The sequence below is a fragment of the Martinezella dioscoreae genome (assembly GCF_009176305.1).
In the GTDB taxonomy this organism is placed as follows: domain Bacteria; phylum Pseudomonadota; class Alphaproteobacteria; order Rhizobiales; family Rhizobiaceae; genus Rhizobium; species Rhizobium dioscoreae.
Map to the genome: position 1 here is coordinate 160,992 of NZ_BLAJ01000007.1, position 15,755 is coordinate 176,746.

General features: G+C 59.4%; 12 protein-coding genes and 1 pseudogene. 3 read left to right on the top strand and 10 right to left on the bottom strand.

What is annotated here, in order from left to right:
* Nucleotides 1–4: 4 nt before the first annotated feature.
* The 5 genes from GDN47_RS24670 to GDN47_RS24690 all read right to left on the bottom strand — a co-directional run bounded on the left by GDN47_RS24670 (nt 5) and on the right by GDN47_RS24690 (nt 6,539).
* Nucleotides 5–1,645 (bottom strand): ABC transporter substrate-binding protein, encoded by a 1,641-nt coding sequence (locus GDN47_RS24670; RefSeq protein WP_113352744.1) that lies wholly within the window; start codon nt 1,643–1,645, stop codon nt 5–7.
* Nucleotides 1,646–1,693: 48 nt separating this feature from the next.
* Nucleotides 1,694–2,752, bottom strand: a complete 1,059-nt coding sequence (locus GDN47_RS24675; RefSeq protein WP_113352745.1) for a dipeptidase — start codon at nt 2,750–2,752, stop codon at nt 1,694–1,696.
* A gap of 187 nt (nt 2,753–2,939) precedes the next feature.
* The gene (locus GDN47_RS24680; protein ID WP_095433172.1) at nt 2,940–3,965 is read right to left on the bottom strand and encodes an ABC transporter permease; all 1,026 of its coding nucleotides are present in this window, start codon (nt 3,963–3,965) and stop codon (nt 2,940–2,942) included.
* A gap of 32 nt (nt 3,966–3,997) precedes the next feature.
* Entirely contained in the window at nt 3,998–5,539 is a 1,542-nt protein-coding gene (locus GDN47_RS24685) for a sugar ABC transporter ATP-binding protein (protein WP_113352746.1), read from the bottom strand.
* A gap of 73 nt (nt 5,540–5,612) precedes the next feature.
* Nucleotides 5,613–6,539: a sugar ABC transporter substrate-binding protein gene (locus GDN47_RS24690; protein WP_113389765.1), complete on the bottom strand. Its 927-nt coding sequence runs from the start codon at nt 6,537–6,539 to the stop codon at nt 5,613–5,615.
* A gap of 374 nt (nt 6,540–6,913) precedes the next feature.
* Between GDN47_RS24690 and GDN47_RS24695 the strand changes: the two genes are divergently transcribed.
* Complete coding sequence (locus tag GDN47_RS24695) at nt 6,914–7,420, top strand: DUF1993 domain-containing protein (RefSeq protein ID WP_113396415.1); 507 nt, start codon at nt 6,914–6,916, stop codon at nt 7,418–7,420.
* 6 nt (nt 7,421–7,426) lie between these two features.
* On the opposite strand, the gene GDN47_RS24700 is transcribed toward GDN47_RS24695, so the two are convergent.
* The 4 genes and pseudogenes from GDN47_RS24700 to traA all read right to left on the bottom strand — a co-directional run.
* Nucleotides 7,427–8,995 (bottom strand): alkaline phosphatase family protein, encoded by a 1,569-nt coding sequence (locus GDN47_RS24700; protein ID WP_152094446.1) that lies wholly within the window; start codon nt 8,993–8,995, stop codon nt 7,427–7,429.
* Nucleotides 8,973–9,956 carry a UDP-glucose 4-epimerase GalE gene (gene galE / locus GDN47_RS24705; RefSeq protein WP_069611643.1) on the bottom strand — a complete coding sequence of 328 codons (984 nt, stop codon included), beginning with the start codon at nt 9,954–9,956 and terminating at the stop codon, nt 8,973–8,975. Before galE ends, GDN47_RS24700 begins: the two co-directional genes overlap by 23 nt.
* 151 nt (nt 9,957–10,107) lie before the next feature.
* Complete coding sequence (locus tag GDN47_RS24710) at nt 10,108–10,791, bottom strand: YoaK family protein (protein WP_113331396.1); 684 nt, start codon at nt 10,789–10,791, stop codon at nt 10,108–10,110.
* 541 nt (nt 10,792–11,332) lie between these two features.
* Nucleotides 11,333–14,830, bottom strand: a pseudogene (gene traA, locus GDN47_RS24715) (Ti-type conjugative transfer relaxase TraA); the annotation flags it as partial.
* Nucleotides 14,831–15,021: 191 nt separating this feature from the next.
* Here traA and GDN47_RS24720 point away from each other — a divergent pair.
* The gene (locus GDN47_RS24720) at nt 15,022–15,246 is read left to right on the top strand and encodes a TraC family protein (RefSeq protein ID WP_113352751.1); all 225 of its coding nucleotides are present in this window, start codon (nt 15,022–15,024) and stop codon (nt 15,244–15,246) included.
* The gene (locus tag GDN47_RS24725; RefSeq protein WP_308936556.1) at nt 15,215–15,523 is read left to right on the top strand and encodes a conjugal transfer protein TraD; all 309 of its coding nucleotides are present in this window, start codon (nt 15,215–15,217) and stop codon (nt 15,521–15,523) included. Before GDN47_RS24720 ends, GDN47_RS24725 begins: the two co-directional genes overlap by 32 nt.
* A gap of 28 nt (nt 15,524–15,551) precedes the next feature.
* Here GDN47_RS24725 and GDN47_RS24730 read toward each other — a convergent pair whose 3' ends face one another.
* Nucleotides 15,552–15,740, bottom strand: a complete 189-nt coding sequence (locus tag GDN47_RS24730; RefSeq protein WP_113352752.1) for a hypothetical protein — start codon at nt 15,738–15,740, stop codon at nt 15,552–15,554.
* Nucleotides 15,741–15,755: the final 15 nt, after the last annotated feature.

The window sequence follows — 15,755 nt, forward strand, 5'->3', positions numbered from 1 at the left end:
ATCATCACTTGGAGATCGGCCAGACGAAGTTGTTGTCGAAGCTCGGACCAAGCTTGAAGTCCTTCACGTCCTTGCGATAGCCGGCGACTTCCGTCTGCTGATAGAGGATGATGAAGGGGCTTGCTTCCAGGAATTTCTTCTGGATGTCCTGATACATTGCGCCGCGCTTGCTAGCATCGCCCTCGAAGAGCGCCGCCTTGGCCTGCTTCTCCAGTTCGGGAGCGGTCCAGGTGTTGCGCCACACGAGCGTCTTGTTGCTGCTGGTATCGGAATTGTCGTCGTTGGTGGTGAAGGTATCGGCATTGGAATGGGGATCCCAATAGTCCGGGCCCCAGTTGCCGAAGTAGATATCGTGATTACGGGCACGATATTTCGTCAGCTTCTGCTTGCCGTCGCCCGGGATGATTTCCACCTTGATGCCGGCCTGGCCGAGCGTCTGCTGGATGGCGGTCGCGATACCCGTATCCGGCTCGATGCTGCGCACGTCCATGGTGATCGAGAAGCCATTGGGCAGGCCCGCCTTGGCCAGCAATTCCTTGGCCTTGGCGACGTCGAGCTTGAACGGATTCTCATCCAGCGAGCCGAGCATGCCCTTCGGTTCGAACGTCTGGTGGATCTCGCCGATGCCCTTGATCAGCGTCTTGCCGATGGCATCGTAATCGACCAGATATTTGAACGCCTGCTGCACTTCTGGCTTGGCCAGATTGGCGTTCTTCTGGTTGAGGCTCATGTAGTAGATGGTGCCCTTCGGCGCACTGGTCGAAGCAAGCTGCGGGTTCTTCTCGACGGCCTCGAGATCGGTCGGCGACAGGTTGCGGGCGATATCGATATCGCCGTTCTCCAGCGCCAGGCGCTGTGCCGAGCTTTCCTTCATGAAGCGATAGATGACGCGGTTCAGCTTCGTCTTTTCGCCATAATAGTTGTCGTTGCGCTCCAGCACGACGGCCTCGTTGGCGCGCCATTCACGCAGCTTAAACGGGCCGGAACCGGCAAAGCCGGTCTTCAGCCAGCTGTTGCCGAAGTCGTTGTCGTACTTATAGTCGGCGGTCGGTGTTGCCGGCTTCACATGCTGCAGGACCAGTTTCTTGTCGACCACTTCGGCGACGGTCGCCGTCAGGCAGTTCAACACGAAGCTCGGCGCATAGGGCTTGTCGACGGTGAAGGTGAAGGTGTTCGCATCGGTTGCCTTAGCCTTCTCCGTTACGTTGTCGCCGGTCAGGCCGAATTGGGTAAGAATGAAGGCCGGGCTCTTGTTGAGCTTGACGACGCGCTCGAAGGACCATGCAACGTCTTCGGCGGTGATCGGATTGCCGGACGCAAACTTCAGGCCGGGCTTCAGCTTGAACGTATAGGTCAGGTGATCGTCGGAGACCGACCAGCTCTCTGCAAGGTCACCCTTGATCTTGGACGTATCGTTAATGTCGAGACGGACGAGCAGGCTATAGGTGTTGCCGGTGATTTCGGCAGCCGACAGCTCATAGGCTTCGGCCGGATCCATGCTGAGAATATCGTCGAAAGCAAAACCCTCGACCAGCGTGTCCTTGGGCGTGGCGGCATATGCATTCGGCGCCGCCATCAGCAGAAGCGAGAGAGCCGCGCCGGCAGACAGTGCGCGCAAACCGCGGTTCATCTTGGTCATCATCATTGTTTTCATTCCCCTCTTAACAAACTTTACGCAATATCGGCACGCACTTCACCGGCTACCTTCCTTCCAGGCGGACGCCAGGACCCGAAGCCAGTTCTCCCTGCACAGCTTTACAAGATCGGCCTCACCATAACCAGCGTTGCGAAGGGCTTCAATCAGCTTCTGGTTGCCTGCCGCATCGGCAATTTCAGCCGGAATCGTCGCACCGTCGAAGTCCGATCCGAGGCCGACGCAATCGATGCCGAGACGCCCGACGAGATGATCGACATGCCGAACCATCGCCTCGATTGGCGTGTCGGCATCCGAGCGCGCGTCGTCGCGCAGCATCGCGGTCGCATAGTTGAGGCCGACGATGCCGCGGCTCTCCTTGATGGCGTCGAGCTGCTTGTCGGTGAGGTTGCGCGCGACCGGCGTCAGCGCATGCGCATTGGAGTGGCTTGCAACCAGCGGCTGGTCCGACGTCTTCGCCACATCCCAGAAACCCTTTTCGGTTATATGGGCGAGATCGACGAGGATGCCGAGCTGGTTGCAGGCGCGCACCAGCGCGAAACCAGCCTCGGTGAGGCCAGGTCCTGTATCCGGCGAACTCGGATAGGCGAAAGGCACGCCATGGGCAAAGACATTGTTGCGGCTCCAGACGGGGCCGAGCGAGCGCAGACCGGCGGCATAGAAGGTTTCGAGCGCGACGAGATTGGCATCGATCGCCTCGCAGCCTTCCATGTGCATAACAGCAGCGAAAATGCCTTTCTCCATGCAGTCGCGAATGTCGGCCGTGGACCGGCAGAGCTTCCAGGCGCCGGCGCGGTCGAGTCTCAGCGCGATCGCGGCCATGTCCAGCGCGATGTCGAGAGAGGGCGCGCGCTCCAGCGGAGCCGCCAAAGGCGTGGCATAATGGCCATTGCTATCAGGATCGGCGAAAACGAGATCGCCCGAGGGAATATAGATGGCGCACAGCCCCCCGGCCAAACCGCCGGCCTTGGCCCGCGGAGCATCGATGTGACCGCTCGACGTCCCGTCCCGGAATTCGGCGATCGGGTCGGCGCCGTCGCGCGCGTGATGCCAGAGCCTCAGGAGAACGTCGTTATGACCATCGAATACGGCTTGCATTGTCTATCCCGGATGAAGCGCTCGAGTGAGCGAATGGAAAGCGGCCAGAATAGAAAAGCTGACAGGATTCGCCATACCCAAATGAAAAAAATTTGCATTTGCATGGAATGGCATCGTCAAATGGAAAAGGCGGGGTAAAAACCCCGCCTTGAGAGCATGTTAGAACGCTGACGATGTGTCGGGCATTTCAGCGCTTGGCCCGCTTCTTCTGGCGGTAGACGTCGATGGCAACAGCCGCGACGATGATGAACCCCTTGGCGATTTCCTGGTAATAGGCATCGACATTGAGGAAGGTGAAGCCGGAGATCATGACACCGAGGATGACCGTGCCGATCACCGTGCCGGCGATGCGACCGACGCCGCCGGTCAGCGACGTGCCGCCAATGACCGCAGCCGCGATCGCATCCAGCTCGTAGTTCACACCCATGCCGGCCTGCGCCGTCTGCACGCGGGCGGCCGTGATGATGCCGGCAAGGCCGGCCAGAAGCCCGGCAATCGCATAGACCTTGACCAGATGCGCCTCGACATTGATGCCCGATACGCGCGCGGCCTGCACATTGGCGCCGATCGCATAGGTGAACTTGCCATAGCGCGTGTAGCGCAGCACGACATGGAAGAGGACCGCGATGATGAGGAAGACGACGACCGGCCAAATTCCCGACCCGATGAAATTGAACTGGTCGGTCAGGCCTGAGATCGGCTGGCCCTTGGTATAAAGCTTCGACAGGCCGCGGGCCGAAACCATCATGCCGAGCGTCGCGATGAAGGGCGGGATCTTCGTTTTCGTGATCAGCTGACCGTTGATGTAGCCGGCAAGCAGGCCGATCAGCAAGCCAATGCCGATCGGCACGAAGAATGGCATGTCGGTCAGTGCGGGATAGACGGCCCTTGCCCATGTCGACGACTGGGCAAAGCTTGCAGCGACCATGGCCGTCAAGCCGACGACGGAGCCGGACGAGAGGTCGATACCGCCTGTGATGATGACCTGCGTCACGCCGACCGAGATGATGCCGATGACCGAGACCTGCAGGATCATGATCTTCAGGCGCTGCAGGTTCATCAGGAAGCTCTGGCCGACGAAGATCCAGCCGAGGATCTCGCACAGGAGCGCGATGCCGATCAGCACCAGGAAGATGCCGAGTTCGGGCGGCACGCGGCGACGTCTTGGCCGTGTGACCGCCGGGGCGGTCGCCTCTGCAACTTTGCTAACCATGGTTCAATCCTCCCTTGCGATGATTGGCGGCGTCACTGCGCGGCCAGCTCCATCACCTTCACTTGAGTTGCGTCCGCACGATCCAGGAATCCCGTGACCCGTCCTTCATGCATGACCATGATGCGGTCGCTCATGCCAAGCACCTCGGGCATTTCCGACGAGATCATGATGACGGCGACGCCGTTGCGCGCCATCTCGGTAACGAGACGATGGATCTCGGCCTTGGCGCCGACATCGATGCCACGCGTCGGCTCGTCCAGGATCAGAATGCGGGGATTGGTGAGCATCCACCGGCCGATCAGGGCCTTTTGCTGATTGCCGCCCGATAGATTTTCGATGCGCTCGTCGAGGTTCGGCGTCTTGACGCGCAGCTTGCGTGCCATCTCCTCGCAGGCCTCTTCGATCGCGCCCTCCTGCACGAAGCCGCCGCGCACGAACTTGTCGTGCAGCACGGCCACCTGCATGTTCTCGAGTACGCTCAAGATGAGAAGACAGCCCGTATCCTTGCGGTCCTCCGTCAGGAAGGCCATGCCGTGGCGGATAGCAGCCGCCGGCGAGGATATCTCGGCCTTCTTGCCAAAAAGCTCGATCGTGCCGGAGGTAGCAGGCGTCACGCCGAAGATGGTCTCGGCAACATTCGACCGACCCGATCCGACAAGCCCGGCCACGCCGAGGATCTCGCCGGCCCTGACGTCGAAGGACACATTGGAGAAGACGCCGTCGAGGCTCAAATCCTTGACCGACAGCACGGTCTCGCCGATCGGCACTTCCTCCTTCGGGAACATCTGCGTGATCTCGCGGCCGACCATCATGCGGATGATATCGTCGCGCGTCACATCGGTGGAGGCATGCGTGCCGATATATTTGCCGTCGCGGAACACCGAAAACTCGTCGGCGATCTCGAACAGCTCGTTCATCTTGTGGGTGATGTAGACGATGCCGATGCCCTGGGCGCGCAGGTCGCGGATAATCTGGAATAGATGCGCCACCTCGCGCTCGGTGAGCGCCGAGGTCGGCTCATCCATGATCAGCACGTCGGAATTATAGGAGACCGCCTTGGCGATTTCGACCATCTGGCGGCTGGCGACAGAAAGCTCGCGCACCTGGATTTCAGGATCGATGGAAATGTTGAGGCGCTGGAAGAGCTCCTCGGTCTTGCGGCTCATCTCCGCATGGTCGACGAGCCCAAAACGGTTCTTCGGCTCGCGGCGGATCCATATATTCTCCGAAACCGTCATGAAGGGCATCAGGTTCAATTCCTGATGAATCATGGCGATGCCGTTTTCCAGTGCGTCGAGCGGTGACTTCAGCCGGATTTCGACGCCCTTGAGGCGTACCTCGCCCTGATCGGGGATATAGATACCGGCAAGGATCTTCATCAGCGTCGACTTGCCCGCGCCGTTTTCGCCCATCAGCGCATGCACCGTTCCACGCTTCAGGCGGAAGGAAACGTCATCGAGGGCGAGCACGCCGGGAAATTCCTTGCGGATGCCTTCGGCGCTCAACAGATAGGCGGCATTGGGAACAACGCCGCTGGCGCGCACCGCCGCCATGGTGGATGGGCTCACAACCATTTTTCCCTCCCGGGCAGATCGGATTTCAAGGGATGCGGGCGATAAAACCCGCATCCGTCGATCATTCTCGTCCTCAGTTCTTCTTGACGAAGTCCTTGACGTTGGTCGGCGTGACGAGCTGGAAGGGAATGTAGACCTTCTTCTCGACCTTATCGCCCTTGGCAAGCTTGAGTGCGGCGTCGACTGCACCCTTGCCCTGACCGGCGGCGTCCTGGAACACCGTGACCTTCAGGTCGCCAGCCTGCATGGCGGCAAGCGCGTCCTGCGTGGCGTCGACACCCGCAACGACGATCTTGTCCAGCGACTTGCCGGAAGCTTTCAGTGCCTGGATAGCGCCGATCGCCATCTCATCATTGTTGGAGATGACGGCATCGAATTCGATGCCGCTGGAGAGCCAGTTGGTCATCAGGTCGGCACCCTGGGTGCGCTGCCAGTTGGCGGTCTGCTCCTGAACGATCTTGATGCCCTTGCATTCGTCAGTCGCCACGACATCATGAACGTCCTTGGTGCGCATGCGGGCAGCCTGGTTGGAAAGCTCGCCCATCATGATGACGGCCTTGCCCTTGCCGCCCAGCAGGCGGCAGACTTCCTTGGCTTCCAGCGTGCCGGATTCCTGTTCGTTCGAAGCGACGAAAGCCTGCTTATCCGGAAGGCTGTCGACGTTTGCCGGCTCGCGGTTGACGTAGACGAGCGGGATCTTGGCATCGGCGGCCAGCTTGGAAATCGCAGCCGTCGCGTCGGTATCGACCGGGTTCACGATGATGGCATCGACCTTACTGGCGATGAAGTTCTGGATCTGGCTCTGCTGCTTGGCGATATCGTTCTGCGCGTCTTCGACCTGCAGGGTCACGCCCTTGTCCTTGGCGTAGTCCTGCATGCCGTTGCGCAGAACGGTCAGGAAGTTGTCGTCGAAGAGCGCCATCGAAACGCCGATGGTTTGGGCGTGGGCAGCGGTCGACAGCAGAAGAGCCATCGCGGAGCCAAGGATAAATTTCTTCATGTTTTCCTCCCAGATAAGGTGCCCGGCCACACCCCTCCTAAATGCCGGAGCCCCCAGTTTCGACTGCGGGGCCTCTAGTCAATTCAGCCGCCACTCCCATGGCGACCACATCGAAAAACGGAACAAACAAACCGTAAAATTCTCTATCCGGAATATTCATTCCATTTTTCAAGGGAAAGGTCAACAGCAAATTCTAGTCCCCGAAACGGGACCTCACGACGACGAGTTTTCTCGTGTCCGCTGGTGCAAGAATAGGCGGTCAAAACCTACATATGAGCGCCGATACCGTGGAACGATTATTCCATCGACATGGAAACGGAATAGAATGTCGGCAAACCCACCAGCCGCGCCGCGGCCCGCAATGGAGAAAACGCATGCCCTCGATGTACAGTTTCTCAGTCCCCATCTTTCAACGCGGCCTGCAAAACCTTTCGGCCTATCTCGACAAGATCGAAGCCTATGCCACGGAGAAAGGCATTGCGGCGGAGGAACTCGTTTCCGCGCGCCTGATCGACGACATGCTGCCGCTCTCCGGCCAGTACCAGCGCGCCTCGGATACGGCGAAGCTCACCATTTCCCGTCTCGCCGGGATCGATGCGCCGCGTTTCGAAGATAACGAGACGACCGTCGCAGACTTGCGGGAGCGTCTGAAGAAGACGCAGGATTTTTTGGCGACGATCACGCCGGCCACCATGGAAGGCAGCGAAACCCGGGAAGTGACGATCACGCCGGGAGGCAACAAGATCACCTTCAAGGGCGAAGATTACCTGGCGAAATTCGCGCTGCCGAACTTCTTCTTCCACGTCACCACGGCGCACGACATCCTGCGCAGCCGCGGCCTGGCGGTGGGCAAGATGAATTATCTCGGCGCACTCGGCTAAGACGATTCAGGGCCGGAGCGAGACCGGCCCTTTTTCCGTCAGTTCCGTATAGGCGAGCGTCTGGTCGAGATGCTCCGCCCGTAGGCAGAGCAGCTTTTCGGCATAGGTAAGCCTGATCGCCATATAGGCGCCGTCTTCGGCGACATTGGACAGCTCGGCCGGATCCTTCGCCAAATCGAAGAGCAGCGGCGGCAGCCCGGCGCAATGGACATATTTGAAGCGCTCGTCGCGAACGACCGCCAGATTGCAGGCATTGGACCGCAAGCCGAAATGCTGCTCGGGGACACCCTCGGCAATATCGCGGAAATCGAACTCCCAGAAAGCCGCGTCGCGCCAGTTTTCCGGCTCGGAACCGGAAAGGAACGGCAGCAGGCTTTCGCCATCGACATGATTTGCCGGGGCGATGCCAAGCCGGTCGCACAGGCTCGGGAAAATATCCGCAGCACTGGTGAAATGCTCCACTTGCCGGCCGTGCGTGGCAAGCTGGCCGGGATTGCGAATAACGAGCGGCACATGATAGCTGCCGTCGAAGAAACCGCCCTTGCCGAGCATCCAGTGGTCGCCCATCATCTCGGCATGATCTGATGTGAAGACGATGATGGTATCGTCCCAGGCGCCTGCATCCTTCAATGCCTGCCAGATCCGGCCGAGCTGCGCGTCGACCTCGGCAATCATGCCGTAATAGATCGCGCGGATCGCCGCAAAGTCTTGTGACGTCCAGTCGCTAATGGAGCCTTTGCCGCCATAGATGAAGCCGCTCTTGCCGATCAGTGGTAGGCCAAAGGCGAGCAGCGGATGCGCTGCCATTTCCGTCTCGCGATCGGCGGCGCGCGCAAAGGTCGGGCCGTCGGCGGGCGAAAACATACGGTTATAAGGCTCCGGCACCGAGAAAGGCGGATGCGGCCTTAGGAAGGAAACATGCGCGAACCAGGGCTGATCCTGTTCGCCGAGCCAGCGGATGAATTCGCCCGCCAGAAAGGCCGTCTGCGTCTCCTCCTTGGAATAGGCGGGTGCGTTGCTGGAAATCTCGCCGGGTTCGGCGCCGACGGGAATATGGATATCCCGGCTGACGGCATCGGCATGGCCGCGCGACCGCAGCCAGGAAAGCCATTGTTTCTCGTGCTCGGGCAAAAGCTGCCGCGGCGTGAAGCCGGGCAGTACTCCCTCATAGGTCGTCAGATGCGGATCGTGGGGATCGCGGCTGCGCGGATCGGGCGCCGTGTCGGTATAGCCGAACAGCGTCGGGTCATAGCCGGCCCGCCGCGCCGCGAGCGCGACATTGTCGAAACGGCCATCCAGCGGCGAACCATTGCGGCAAACACGATGGTTCATCTGGTAAAGACCGGTATAGAGCGTCGCGCGCGCCGGCGAACAGGGGGCCGTTCCGGCATAGTGCCGCCGGAAGAGCACGCCTTCCCGCGCGAGCGCATCGACATTCGGCGTCTTCACGCATTGATGCCCGACGGCGGAGAGGCAATCTCCCCGCCACTGGTCGGCTGAAATCAGCAGGACATTCGGGCGTTTGCCCTCAACACCAGCGACAGAACGCCGTTTAGTGCTGGTTGGATTTGGCATGCCAATTCCAGGCGGATTGGATGATCTCGGTCAGGTCATATTGCGGCGACCAGCCAAGAATATCGCGAGCCTTGTCGTTATTCGCGACAAGCGTCGTCGAATCGCCCTCGCGGCGGCCGACATACTCGACCGGAAACGGCCGGTTCGACACGGTCTCGATCGTTCCGAGCAATTCCTTCACCGTCGTACCGGTGCCGGTGCCGAGGTTGAGCGCGACGGAATCGCCGCCATCAAGCAAATATTGCACGGCTCGCACATGAGCGTCGGCGAGGTCTAACACATGGATGTAATCGCGCACGCAGGTGCCGTCGCGCGTGTCATAGTCGCTGCCGAAGACCTTGAAGCCCTGACGGCGACCAAGGGCGGCATCGATGGCGAGCGGGATCGCATGGGTTTCCGGCGTATGCCATTCGCCGATGCGCCCCTCGAAATCGGCGCCGGCAGCATTGAAATAGCGCAGAACCACGGAGCGCAGCCCCTTGTATTGGTCATAATCCGCCAGCGCCTGCTCGACGATATATTTCGTGCGGCCATAAGGATTGATCGGCACCTGCTGGTGGCTCTCGTCCAGCGGCACGCTCTGCGGTAGACCGTATGTTGCGCAGGTCGAGGAGAAGACGAAAGCCTTCACACCGGCCGCCTGCGCTGCGGACAGCAGCGTCAGCGTGCCGATGACATTGTTTTCGTAGAAGGCGACGGGATCCTTGACCGATTCGCCGACCTCGATCAGTGCGGCGAAATGCAGGATAGCGGCAGGCTTGTGCTTGGCCAGCACCTCGTCGAGGCGCGCCCGATCGCGGATATCGCCTTCCTCGGCCGGACCCCATTTGACGAATTCGCGATGCCCATTGGAGAAATTGTCGTAGACGACGGGTTTGAACCCCTTATTCGCCAGATCCAGACAAGTGTGCGAACCGATATATCCGGCTCCGCCGACCACAAGCACCGTTTCTCCTGCCATGACCATCCCTTCTTAACTCACAAGGATTTGCCGCCTCGAACGCGGCGGACCGGTTCGATCCGACGCGTACACTTAGAGAGCTGTAGCCGACTTGCAAGGCGGGAGAAAGGAGCAAGATTGGTAGTCTCAAGAATGGACGCAGGCGAAAAAGCTAAGCCGGCTTCACCTCCGCCTTGCCGCTATGCATGAGAATTCCCGCAAGCGCCAGAACCGGCGGCAGCAGGAAACAAGCCATGCCGACGATCAGGAAAAGCGCCGCCGCCAGCGCGCAGCCGAAGGCAAAGCCGCCGACGGCCGCTCCCATGCGGCGAAGCCGCGCCTGCATCGCCGCCTTTTCTTCTGGCTTGGCACCATGGAGCAGATCGGCGATGTCGATCATGATCTGCGTCGTCGTGCCCGTCATCATGGTCGTCGGTGGTGTCGAGCCGAGGTGAATGCGATGCGCCGTCGTCTGGATAGCCATGGCGGCGACAAGGGTCATGCCCGTCAGAAGCGGCTGCCAGCCGTCTCCATCGCCAAACGGACCGAAGCGCAAAGCGAGGATCGCCGCGAACGCTAATAGCAGCAATTTCAGCGAGAGGATGATCTGCAGCGTCGGCAGATTGCGCCGCGAGAGATCGCCGCCAAGGAGACGGGCGAGAATGACGACGACGCAGAAAACCGGCAACGCCAGAAGCTTGGCGAGAGCGCCCGACGTTCCAAGCGCCAGGGAAGCGCCGAGCGTGACGAAATTGCCCGTGACATGCGCCGTGAACAGGCCATGCAGGGCAAGAAACCCCGCGGTATCGACATAGCCGCCATTGATGCTCAGAAGGGTGGGCAGGCTCGGCTTCATTGCTTTCTCGCTCGCTTCGATCGTCTCCGACCTTATCGCGCCGAATGACCTCCAATGTCGAGACGTTTGCGCGCTGGAGAAGCGAAACATCGCCGTGCGGCGCCGGTCGGTCCGGATATAAGCCTATCGTTCCCTCTAAAATCTCCGGATGCTCTCAGCGATCAACGCCACGGGCATGGTTGATCGTTCGAAGTTGGCGCTCGGCGATAATCTCTTCTGCCCTATCTGTAGCGACGACACGTTGGACCATGCGCAATTGGCCCAGGATGGCCTTGAAGTCCGTCTGCTGAGACTTTGAGACCATCTTGGCAGCATCAGCTTCATTGCGCAAAATGACACCGGGTCCGAAGCGAGCATCAAGTGCCTTGCTAACGAGAGAAAATTCCTGACGGACATCTGCCGACAACGACCGGACCAATCGTGCCAGTTCGCGCGGCTTCTTCTCCGTCTCGGACGAAATGTGTCGCAGCGCTGTCTGAGCGGTTCTCGTCAACGCCGGAATAGGTATTGCCATCCGTTCCCGCTCTATCATGACCGCCGCTTTTTCGTCCTCAAAAGCGCTCAAGTAAAATCGCCCCAGAGAGCGTACATTAGCACCAACTGCTTCAACCGCCCGCAGAGCTTCCCTACGCTCGCGACCACCGGCAAGCAGCCTATCCATCATTCTGCCGCTACCGCGCAAAGGGCCATAGGCAGTTGGCTCTGTGGTGACGGCACGCGCAATACGCTCAGGGTCGATCTGCTTTTGCACCAGATCTTCGATCATCGCCACGGCGGCTGCGGGATCGCGCCAGATCACGGATCCCGTCGCGGTGAGTGCTGCTCTCGCCTGTTTGTAATGCTCAGTCTCGATTACGCGTGTTCGAGCCTCCTCGTCGAGGCTTACATTGAATTTCGTGACCGCCGGCAACATCGCAGGCGATGCGAGTTGGGCGAGACGCGCCTCTTCTGCAAACGATCGGGTTAGGGAGTTCACCGCGGGTAATAGATCGGAAGCATCCGCCGTTGGAACGGGCAAGGCGTCTTTGTCGTGTGTTGCGTGAATAGCAGCATTTCGCCCTGAAGTTGCGACTGGCACCTCCAGGGGCACGTTCGCCCGTCGCCAGAGCCGCGCCACATGATCACTTTTTGCCGTGAGCCAATTGGATAGGCGCTCCACCTGTAACTCGACGGCGTAACCATACTCCGCGATAGTGTCGATGCCGCGCCGCCGTGCGAAATCGAAAGCTACGGATTGATAAGACGGCTCGTTTTCGAAATCGAGCGTCGTCGTCTTTTCGCCGGGGCGCGACAGCCGTTCAATCAATTGCGCAAAGAGCGTCGGCGGGCGGTGTTCGGCGTCAATTTGCTCCATCCGAGCCTCGGCCTTATCAATTGAATATGCCGTCCAAATATTGCGGCCGACAATGCGATCCTCGAAATGCCTCGCCCCCGTTTCCTCATCAACAACGGGCATTTTAACGGTAACTTTTTCAGTCCCCTCCTTGCGCATGGTCACTATATCCCCGACCCCGACGCCGGCCGTCTCAAGCGCCTTGGGCAGATTGACGCCCCAAAGGCGATGCGTGGTTCCATCGGTCGTTCTGACGTCGACATAAGGAGAAGGACCAGAGTCGTCCCGCTTGCGAAACTTCGCAAGTCCGATTTCAACAACCTCGCCGGTGATGCCAGTGGCATGCTCGACGCGTGTCGTCTTGGCCCGTTCGAACTTTGGCTGAAAATCTTCCCTTGCCGCATAAAGATCGACACGCTCGCGATGACGCGTCATGGCAACATATGTCAGGTGTCGGTCCATCATGCCTGTTGCCAGCACGAAAGCGCGGTTGAAGGTCGATCCTTGAGTCTTGTGAATCGTTGCAGCGTAGCCATGGTCGACGTTGCGATAAGTCTCCTCGGAGAACATGACATCCCGACCACTGTCCAACCGAACCAAAAGCAATGGTACCCCGCCTCGACCCGCTGTCGATATGACCGTTCCAAACATGCCGTTCTTGACGTGCTGAACAGTTAAGTGAGGGGCTTTGGGTTCGACGAACCGTGCATTTTCGAGGAAGATGATCCGGTCTCCCTCGCTAAACTCACGTATGCCGCGCTCTGTACGAAACGACCTACCCTCCCCAAGCGCATCCTGTTGCAACAGGATCGCACGGATCGCGTCGTTGAGGCGTCTCACATCGCTGTTAGAGTGGGCGAGAACCATCAACTCGTCGCCACGCAATTTACGACCTTCGGCCTCCACCTTGGCAATGGCATCAAGGCGGGCGCTGACCCAGTCGGAGACGATGCGTTGAACCGCATCATTGCGCGTGTCACTTTCAAGGAGATGGCCATGGGCGCTATAGGCACTCAAGGCTTCCTCGACATTTCCACGGGCAAATAGACGAGACGCCTCTCGCGCCCATTCGTGTCTCTGGCGGCGAACGCCGACCAATTCGGCAAAGCCGATGCGCTCGACGACGGCACGGAAGGCAGCCCCCGCCTGGATCGGCTGAAGTTGCATCGCGTCGCCGACAAGAACCGCTTTCGCCCCGGCATCCTCGACGCGTTTGAGGAGACGTGCCATCTGTTGCGACGATACCATGCCAGCTTCGTCTAGGACCAAGACATCGCCCTTCTGAAGTAGGTCATGATCGTTTTTCCAGGCAAGCTCCCAAGCGGCAATCGTACGCGAACGGATCCCGGAACTGCCAGTCAATGCCTCCGCCGCCTTGCCGGCGAGCGCTGCTCCGAGGACGCGCCTGCCGTCTCGTTCCCAGGCGAGACGTGCCACACTCAGCAATGTCGATTTGCCAGCGCCCGCAATCCCGACGACCGCGGCAATGCCGCTATCGGCCGTGATATGCCGAACCGCATCGAGCTGCTCAGCGTCAAGGCGGATGACCCTGTCGGGAGCCGCCTCAATCTCACCTATGGCGGCATCAACTTGGGATGACGATACCGCGAAACCACCCATGTTCGAGAGATTGAATGCCGACCGCGCCATATGGAATTCGGTTCTGATCGTCGCGCGCGTCGTGAAGACCGCCGGCAGCTCTACCCCACCAGTTTCCGCACTCACCTGCTGCGGCCGCAGCATTACCAAATCGTCCGACGCCATCAGTTTCGCGCGGATATTGGCAAAGACGATTGGATCATCAACGTGGCGGTGCAGGGCACGGGCGATCTCGGCTTCACCAAAAGTCGAGCGCTCATTGCTGAGTTGCCTAAGCAGTAGACCGGGGTCGGCAGCAAGGCGATCCGCCGTCTCGTAACGCCGCGCCAACGCCGCCGGGGCGAAATAGACATTGGCACCCTTGCGTAGAAGCGCCGTGCGGGCAGGACCGAGATGACGCTGCCCCATTCCCCGCAATCCCTGCTCCTCATAGGAGCGGCCGTCTATGCGAATATCGTGACCGGCAAGTGCCAGATGGCGCGTTACCGTTTGAGCCCAGGCAAGCTTCCACTCCTCCATCGTTTCCTTGTTGCCTGCCCACGGACGGTAAATGATTGCTCCTTTCGGCCTATCTGGGCTTTTGAGGCGCAGAGGCTCGCCGGTGTCGTCGACGATAGCGATCTGCTTCGGCCCAAACCCTTCCGCGGTCAGCGGACGCAGTGTGGTCATAACGTGGACGTGCGGATTTCCCTTCTTATCGTGATAGACCCAGTCTGCAACCATTCCGCACGACAGGAGGTTCTCGCGAACGAAATCGCGCACCAGCGCGATATTCTCAGTCCTGCCGAGCTCGTTTGGAAGCGCAAGGATAATCTCGCGGGCTAACCGTGCATCACACCGGGTCTCGAAGCAATCGACAGCATTCCAGAGCGCCTCACTGGCGCCGGCAACCGATCGTCCGTCGATTAAAGTTCGCAACCATGCCGGTGTATCGTCAGGCAGAGCGAGTTCCTCATGGATGAGTTCGTCCGCCCTCGCGGAGTAGCGGAACTTAGTCCCTACCTGCTCATCCGTCATCTTGGTACGATGCCGATAGGCAGCAGCCGAGACAACGCTCTGTCCCGCTCCGCGGCTGATCATTTTCGCTCTCAAAAACATAATAGCCAAATTTGACTCTTCCTTTTCCAGCACATCGGTACCGCATAGATATCGAGAGACCTGGCGAAAAGGCCCATAATAGGCCGGTTTTCTAGGATGAATTCCACTTTCCTATATTATTTCAGTCCATTTGACTACTGCATTTAATGCAGTATAAAAGATTCCATTAGATTTGATCCCGATGAAAGAAAGGACAGGGCATGCGTGCAAGAAGCACGGCTTCCGAGATGGACACGCAGATCGAGCTGCTCAGGGAGAAGCGCAAGAGGATGGTCGCCAAGGCCAATGAACGTTTCGCTAGCGCGGCACGGAGGGCAGGTCTCGCGGAACTGGACATTTCCGACGCCGAGCTCAATGAGGTTCTCGCCGAAATCACAGCGCGATTTCGCGACGGTGAAAAAAGGAAAACGGGCGCATCCACTTAAGAGGCTAGATCAGCGGATTATGCTTCTCGAACGCAGGCAGCAGCGTGACATGATAAAAGATCGCAAGCGCGAAACGCGCGAAAAGATGATCTTCGGCGGATTGATCATCAAGGCTGGCTTGCGAAAGGCCGATCGTGCGTTCCTGCTCGGCGCCTTGATCGAGGCGAGCCGGATCCCGCCTGATACCGCGCAATACCGCCATCTACACAAGATTGGTATGGAAGCGTTCCGCGCCGATGCACGCATGACGAATTCGGAAAGCAAGGACCTAGCATGACGATAAAGTGAGGTGGCGCGCGCAAATCTTACTCCGCGCGTTCGGCCTCGAGAGCGGCAATCTCGTCGGAGATTTCCGCGATGCGTTGACGGAGCTCCGCCTCGGTACCGTCGTCCACCTCGCCTTCGCCAAAACAATAGCGGGCAATGTGCAGCTCAAGCTTGGCTTCAAGCTGCTCGCGCTGTGTGCGCAGATGTTTGAGATAGCTGTTTCGCATTGCGAATACGCTTTC

What these genes read in the sequence shown, in the direction of transcription:
- GDN47_RS24675 (WP_113352745.1), bottom strand. Translation starts at nt 2,752, where the DNA reads ATGCAAGCCGTATTCGATGGTCATAACGACGTTCTCCTGAGGCTCTGG.
- GDN47_RS24685 (WP_113352746.1), bottom strand. Translation starts at nt 5,539, where the DNA reads ATGGTTGTGAGCCCATCCACCATGGCGGCGGTGCGCGCCAGCGGCGTT.
- GDN47_RS24695 (WP_113396415.1), top strand. Translation starts at nt 6,914, where the DNA reads ATGCCCTCGATGTACAGTTTCTCAGTCCCCATCTTTCAACGCGGCCTG.
- GDN47_RS24710 (WP_113331396.1), bottom strand. Translation starts at nt 10,791, where the DNA reads ATGAAGCCGAGCCTGCCCACCCTTCTGAGCATCAATGGCGGCTATGTC.
- GDN47_RS24670 (WP_113352744.1), bottom strand. Translation starts at nt 1,645, where the DNA reads ATGATGATGACCAAGATGAACCGCGGTTTGCGCGCACTGTCTGCCGGC.
- GDN47_RS24690 (WP_113389765.1), bottom strand. Translation starts at nt 6,539, where the DNA reads ATGAAGAAATTTATCCTTGGCTCCGCGATGGCTCTTCTGCTGTCGACC.
- GDN47_RS24700 (WP_152094446.1), bottom strand. Translation starts at nt 8,995, where the DNA reads ATGCCAAATCCAACCAGCACTAAACGGCGTTCTGTCGCTGGTGTTGAG.
- GDN47_RS24730 (WP_113352752.1), bottom strand. Translation starts at nt 15,740, where the DNA reads ATGCGAAACAGCTATCTCAAACATCTGCGCACACAGCGCGAGCAGCTT.
- GDN47_RS24680 (WP_095433172.1), bottom strand. Translation starts at nt 3,965, where the DNA reads ATGGTTAGCAAAGTTGCAGAGGCGACCGCCCCGGCGGTCACACGGCCA.
- GDN47_RS24720 (WP_113352751.1), top strand. Translation starts at nt 15,022, where the DNA reads ATGCGTGCAAGAAGCACGGCTTCCGAGATGGACACGCAGATCGAGCTG.
- galE (WP_069611643.1), bottom strand. Translation starts at nt 9,956, where the DNA reads ATGGCAGGAGAAACGGTGCTTGTGGTCGGCGGAGCCGGATATATCGGT.